6 protein-coding genes are annotated in these 5,742 nt (G+C 72.8%); 2 read left to right on the forward strand and 4 right to left on the reverse strand.

Annotated elements, in window-relative coordinates; all coding sequences use genetic code 11:
• From AB0J52_RS24175 to AB0J52_RS24185, 3 genes are all read right to left on the reverse strand, one after another.
• Positions 1–519 (reverse strand): biotin carboxylase N-terminal domain-containing protein (locus AB0J52_RS24175; protein WP_500184362.1); only part of this gene is annotated, 519 nt, incomplete at its 3' end.
• A gap of 2 nt (positions 520–521) precedes the next feature.
• Positions 522–2,057, reverse strand: a complete 1,536-nt coding sequence (locus AB0J52_RS24180) for an acyl-CoA carboxylase subunit beta (protein ID WP_500184370.1) — start codon at positions 2,055–2,057, stop codon at positions 522–524.
• Between the two features lie 56 nt (positions 2,058–2,113).
• Positions 2,114–3,844: an acyclic terpene utilization AtuA family protein gene (locus tag AB0J52_RS24185; protein ID WP_500184363.1), complete on the reverse strand. Its 1,731-nt coding sequence runs from the start codon at positions 3,842–3,844 to the stop codon at positions 2,114–2,116.
• A 102-nt stretch (positions 3,845–3,946) separates the two neighbouring features.
• On the opposite strand from AB0J52_RS24185, the gene AB0J52_RS24190 reads away from it, so the two are divergent.
• Both AB0J52_RS24190 and AB0J52_RS24195 read left to right on the forward strand, forming a co-directional pair.
• Positions 3,947–4,555: a TetR/AcrR family transcriptional regulator gene (locus AB0J52_RS24190; RefSeq protein ID WP_500184364.1), complete on the forward strand. Its 609-nt coding sequence runs from the start codon at positions 3,947–3,949 to the stop codon at positions 4,553–4,555.
• A 7-nt stretch (positions 4,556–4,562) separates the two neighbouring features.
• Positions 4,563–4,865 carry a YciI family protein gene (locus AB0J52_RS24195; RefSeq protein ID WP_500184367.1) on the forward strand — a complete coding sequence of 101 codons (303 nt, stop codon included), beginning with the start codon at positions 4,563–4,565 and terminating at the stop codon, positions 4,863–4,865.
• On the opposite strand, the gene AB0J52_RS24200 is transcribed toward AB0J52_RS24195, so the two are convergent.
• Positions 4,862–5,524: a class I SAM-dependent methyltransferase gene (locus AB0J52_RS24200; RefSeq protein ID WP_500184368.1), complete on the reverse strand. Its 663-nt coding sequence runs from the start codon at positions 5,522–5,524 to the stop codon at positions 4,862–4,864. The genes AB0J52_RS24195 and AB0J52_RS24200 overlap by 4 nt on opposite strands.
• Positions 5,525–5,742: the final 218 nt, after the last annotated feature.

A 5,742-nucleotide genomic window follows, 5' to 3' on the forward strand; every position in this document is an offset into this window, starting at 1 on the left:
CGCGACCTGCCCGGCCAGCTCCGTCGCGTCGCGGACGACCCGCATGCCGCGTCCGCCGCCGCCCGCCGACGCCTTCACCAGGATCGGCAGGTCCGCTCCGGTCACCTCGGCCGGATCCAGCTCGGGCAGCACCGGCACCCCGGCCGCCGCCATCAGCCGTTTGGCCTCGATCTTGGAGCCCATCGCCGCGACCGCCGCCGGCGGCGGCCCGACCCAGGTCAGCCCCGCGTCGAGGACGGCCCGCGCGAAGTCCGCGTTCTCCGACAGGAACCCGTACCCGGGATGGACCGCGTCCGCCCCCGACGCCCGCGCCGCCTCGATGATCCGCTCGGCCCGCAGGTAGGTGTCCGACGGCGCGTCGCCCGGCAGCCGGACGGCCGCGTCCGCCTCCCGGACGTGCGGCGCGCCGGAGTCGGCGTCGGAGAACACCGCGACCGTCGCGACGCCCAGGTCGCGGCAGGTGCGGAAGACGCGGCGGGCGATCTCGCCGCGGTTGGCGACCAGCAGTTTCTCGATCATCATCACATCCGGAAGACGCCGAAGCCGTCCGCGCCGCGCACGGGGGCGTTGTGGACCACCGACAGGCACAGGCCGAGCACGGTGCGGGTGTCGCGCGGGTCGATGACCCCGTCGTCGTACAGCCGCCCGGACAGGAAGAACGGCAGCGACTCGGCCTCGATCTGCGTCTCGACCAGCTCCCGCATCGCCCGGTCCTGCTCCTCGTCGTAGGCCTGGCCGCGCGCCTCGGCGGCGGCGCGCGCGACGATCGACAGAACGCCGGCGAGCTGCTGCGGCCCCATCACGGCCGACTTGGCGCTGGGCCAGGTGAACAGGAAGCGCGGGTCGTAGGCCCGGCCGCACATGCCGTAGTTCCCGGCGCCGTAGGACGCGCCCATCACCACCGTCAGGTGCGGCACCTTCGAGTTCGCCACCGCGTTGATCATCAGCGCGCCGTGCTTGATGATCCCGGCCTGCTCGTACTCCGCGCCGACCATGTAGCCGGTCGTGTTGTGCAGGAACAGCAGCGGCGTGTCGGCCTGGTTCGCCAGCTGGATGAACTGCGCTGCCTTCTGCGCCTCCGCGCCGAACAGCACGCCCTGCGCGTTCGCGAGGATCCCGATCGGGTACCCGTGGAGCCGCGCCCACCCGGTGACCAGGCTCGTCCCGTAGAGCGGCTTGAACTCGTCGAACTCCGAACCGTCCACGATCCGGGCGATCACCTCGCGCGGGTCGAACGGGACCTTGAGGTCCTCCGGGACGATCCCCGCCAGCTCCTCCGCGTCGTACAGCGGCTCCTCCACCGGCCCCGCGGGCGCCGGTCCGGCCTTGCGGTGGTTGAGGCGCTTGACGATCCGCCGGCCGAGGCGCAGCGCGTCGTGCTCGTCCACCGCCATGTAGTCGGCGAGCCCGGACGTCCGGGCGTGCATCTCCGCGCCGCCGAGGGACTCGTCGTCGGACTCCTCACCGGTCGCCATCCTCACCAGCGGCGGCCCGCCGAGGAACACCTTCGCGCGCTCCTTCACCATGACCGTGTAGTCGCACATGCCGGGGATGTACGCGCCGCCCGCCGTCGAGTTGCCGAACACCAGCGCGATCGTCGGGATCCCGGCCGCCGACAGCCGGGTCAGGTCGCGGAACATCCGCCCGCCCGGGATGAAGATCTCCTTCTGGGTGGGCAGGTCCGCGCCGCCCGACTCCACCAGGTTGATCACCGGCAGCCGGTTCTCCAGCGCGATGTCGGACGCCCGGAAGCTCTTCTTCACCGTCCACGGGTTGCTGGAGCCGCCGCGCACCGTCGGGTCGTTCGCGACGATCATGCACTCGACGCCCTCCACGACGCCGATGCCCGTCACGACGGACGCGCCGACCGGGAAGTCGCTCCCCCAGGCGGCGAGCGGGCTCAGCTCCAGGAACGGCGAGTCGGGGTCGAGCAGCAGCTCGATCCGCTCCCGCGCGAGCAGCTTGCCGCGCTTGCGGTGCCGCTGCACGTACTTCTCGCCGCCGCCCGCCAGGGCCTTGGCGTGCTCGGTGTCCAGCTCGGCCAGCTTGCCGAGCATCGCCGCCCTGCGCTCCCGGTACTCGGGGCTCGCGGCGTCCAGCGTGCTTCTGAGGGTCAAAGGACGGCCTCCGGGACGATGACGGAACGGGACCGCAGCCACTCCCCGAGGGCCTTGCCCTGCGGGTCGAACCGGGTCGAGGCGGACACGCCCTCCTGCAGCAGCCCTTCGATCACGAAGTTCACCGCCCGCAGGTTCGGCAGTTCGTACCGGACGACCCGGTGCTCCCCGGTCTCCGGCAGAAGCTCTCGCAGACGCGCCTCGGTGAGGTAGCCGGTGAGCCATACGAACTGCGCGTCCGTCCTGGCCCAGACACCGATGTTGGCGTCGCCGCCCTTGTCTCCACTGCGCGCCCCTGCGACCTCGCCCAGCGCGATCTTCTTCCCCGCCCCCGCTTCCGGGGCGGGCTCCGGCGCGACGGGCGAGCGAGGCGGAGCGGTCTCAGTGCGCGGTGCAGGCGGAATCGCGACCTCGGTGCCGTCGGGGAGGACGGCCAGGTGCGCGATCTCCTCGTTCGGAACGAAAGCCGGACGGTAGACGCCGTACGGGCTGCCCTTCCCTGGCGGCGAGGTCATCGTGAACCCGGGATATCCCGCCAGGGCGAGTTCCACGGCGGCGTTGCTGAACGCGCGCCCGACCTTCTCCGCGTCCGGGTCCAGGACGGCACAGCGCAGCAGCGCCGTCGCCTCCCCCTGGGTCTGCGGATCGTCCTTCGCCGCGCCGATCATCGTCCACTCGACCCGGCTCGGCCGGTTCTCGCCCATCGCCGCGTCCATCTGCGCGCGCACGAGGGAGCCCTTGGCCTCGATGTCCAGCCCGGTGAGGACGAACGTCATCTCGTTGCGATGCCCGCCCAGGTGGTTGAGGCAGACCTTCGTGGCCGGAGGCGGCGGCGAGCCCCGCACGCCGCTGATCCGCACGCGGTCGGGCCCGTCGTCCGCGAGTTCGACCGTGTCGAAGTGCGCGGTGACGTCCGGACCCGCGTACGCGGGAGCGCCGATCTCGTAGAGCAGCTGGGCGGTGACCGTCTCGACGGTGACGGCGCCGCCCGTCCCGTCGTGCTTGGTGACGACGCTCGATCCATCGCCGTGGATCTCCGCCAGCGGGAACCCCGCCGGACGCGGCGAGCCCGCCGCCTTTACGTTGTAGATTTCTTGAAAGAAGGCGTAGTTCCCGCCCGTGGCCTGCGCGCCGCACTCCAGGACGTGCCCGGCGACGGTCGCGCCCGCGAGCGCGTCCCAGTCGTCGCGCGCCCAGCCGAAGTGCGCGGCAGCGGGACCGGCCACGAGCGAGGCGTCCGTGACGCGCCCGGTCACCACGACGTCCGCGCCCGCCTTCAGGCACTCCGCGATCCCCCACGCGCCGAGGTAGGCGTTGGCGGTGAGCGGCTGCCCGTACCGGTCGTCCCGGAGGCCGAGCTCCTGCGCGCGCGGGAGCAGGTCGTCCCCGTGGACGTAACCGATCCGCACGTCCAGGCCGAGCCGCTCCGCCAGGTCCCCCAGCCGCTCCGCCAACCCGCGCGGGTTCAGCCCGCCCGCGTTCGCCACGATCTTCACGCCCCGCTCGACGGCGAGCCCGAGCGCGTCCTCCATCTGGCGGAGGAAGGTCGAGGCGTATCCGCCGCCCGGGTCCTTCAGCTTCGACCGGCCGAGGATGAGCATGGTCAGCTCGGCCAGGTAGTCCCCGGTCAGGACGTCCAGCGGGCCGTCCTCCAGCATCTCCCGGACGGCGCTGAACCGGTCGCCGTAGAAGCCCGAGGCGTTCCCGACGCGCAGCGGTCGACTCATGTCCCGCACCCTGCCAGCCCGGCACGATAAAATCAATCGTGCATGATTGTTTTTAGCCCGCCGGTACGGTGCGCGCGGGTCGTCCGAGCACCCGAGGAGACCATGACCGCCCAGGCCGCTCCCCGCGAACCCCGCCAGGACCGCAGCCGCGCCACCCGCCGGCGCCTCCTGGAGGCCGCCGTCGACTGCCTGGCCGTCCAGGGCTGGGCCGGGACGACCGTGGCCGTCGTCGCCGAGCGCGCCGGGGTGTCCCGCGGCGCGGCCCAGCACCACTTCCACACTCGCGAGGAGCTGGTCACGGCCGCCGTCGAGTACGGCACCGAGGTCCGCATGGACCGGATGCGCGCCCGCCTCGACGAGCTCGCGGGACGCCGCCCCGACACCCTGGAGGTGGTGACGCTCCTCGGCGAGATGTACGCCAGCCCGCTGTTCAAGGCGGCCCTGCAGCTCTGGGTGGCGGCGAGCTCCGACGACCAGCTGCGCGACCAGGTCGTCCCGCTGGAGGCCCGGTTCGGCCGCGAGGCCCACCGGCTGACCGTCGAGGCGCTCGGCGCGGACGAGTCGCTCCCGGGCGTCCGGGAGACCGTGCAGGCCACGCTCGACCTGGTCCGCGGCCTCGGCCTCGCCGACCTGCTGACCGACGACTCGGCCCGCCGCACCCGCCTGCTCCACCAGTGGGCCGCCACCCTGGACGCCGTCCTCGACCGATAATGATCAGATGCTGCACGTACTCCGGCTGACCTATACCGCGTCCGAGGCCGAGGCCGCCCCGCACGTCCCCGGCCACGTCGCCTTCCTCGACCGGCACCACGCCGCGGGCACGTTCCTCCTGTCCGGGCAGACCGTCCCGACCGAGAACGGCGGCGTGATCCTCGCGGCCGGCGGCCTGGACGCCGACGCGGTCCGCCGGCTCACCGAGGAGGATCCGTTCGTCCGCGCCGGCGTCGGCCGCTACGACATCACCACCGTCGACCCCGCCCGGGTCCACACGGCCCTGGAGCGCCTGCTGGCACAGCCCTAGACCGGGCGCGCGGCGATCCACGTGTGGTCGCCGGTCAGGAAGCCTTCGAACCCCAGGGCCGCCGCCGCGAGGACCTCCGGAAGCTTGTCGTCGGACAGCCGCCGCGAGGTGAACGTATGGGTCCACGTGCGCTCCCCCGACCGGTACTCGATGGTCGCGGTCACCGCGTCAGGGGCCACGGGCTCGGCCTCGCTGAGGCGCATGTCGACGCCGCCGGCCGTCCATTGGCGGGGCACCTCGTCGAACATCCCGTCCGCCTCCCGCTGGATCAGCACCCTGCCGCCGGGCTTCACGTGCCTCCGGCAGGACGCCAGCAGCGCCTCGCGATCACCGTAGTTGACCAGGTACGACATCAGCAGGACGCAGTCGAAGCGCTCGTCGAGGGCGAGTTCCTCGATGCCGCTGCGGACCGTCCTGATCCCGGCCGGGATGTGGGCGAGCATGTCCGCCGACGCGTCCACGGCCGTCACCGGATGGCCGAGCGTTGTGAGCGGCACCGAGACCCGTCCCGTGCCCGCCCCGAGTTCGAGGATGGACGCCCCGTCCGGCAGCGCGCCGTGCACCAGGGACGCGCTCGTGTCGTCCTGGGGCGCCTCCAGGTAGTACTCGACGGCCGAACCGTCCTCGGCGATCGGGCCCGGGCCAGTTCCGTGCGCCATTCCGACTCCCCTCCCGGAGCCGCGACCGGTCGGGCGACCCGTCGCGGACCACGTCCGTCCCCCGAGCGCACCGTCCGGCGCCCGGCACGCCTCCATCCTGTTACCGCCGCCCCCGAAAGATCCACACGTGCGGCGGCAAAATGATCGACCGCACCGTCCCCGGCCGTCAGACCGCCAGCGGGTCGAGCCGAGCGGAGGGCGCGGCCTGCTTGGAGCGC

The sequence above is a fragment of the Spirillospora sp. NPDC049652 genome (genome assembly GCF_040675125.1).
Taxonomy (GTDB): Bacteria; Actinomycetota; Actinomycetes; order Streptosporangiales; family Streptosporangiaceae; genus Spirillospora.

Coding starts and splice junctions, on each gene's coding strand:
- AB0J52_RS24190 (WP_500184364.1), top strand. CDS start 3,947: ATGACCGCCCAGGCCGCTCCCCGCGAACCCCGCCAGGACCGCAGCCGC.
- AB0J52_RS24195 (WP_500184367.1), top strand. CDS start 4,563: ATGCTGCACGTACTCCGGCTGACCTATACCGCGTCCGAGGCCGAGGCC.
- AB0J52_RS24185 (WP_500184363.1), bottom strand. CDS start 3,844: ATGAGTCGACCGCTGCGCGTCGGGAACGCCTCGGGCTTCTACGGCGAC.
- AB0J52_RS24180 (WP_500184370.1), bottom strand. CDS start 2,057: ATGCTCGGCAAGCTGGCCGAGCTGGACACCGAGCACGCCAAGGCCCTG.
- AB0J52_RS24200 (WP_500184368.1), bottom strand. CDS start 5,524: ATGGCGCACGGAACTGGCCCGGGCCCGATCGCCGAGGACGGTTCGGCC.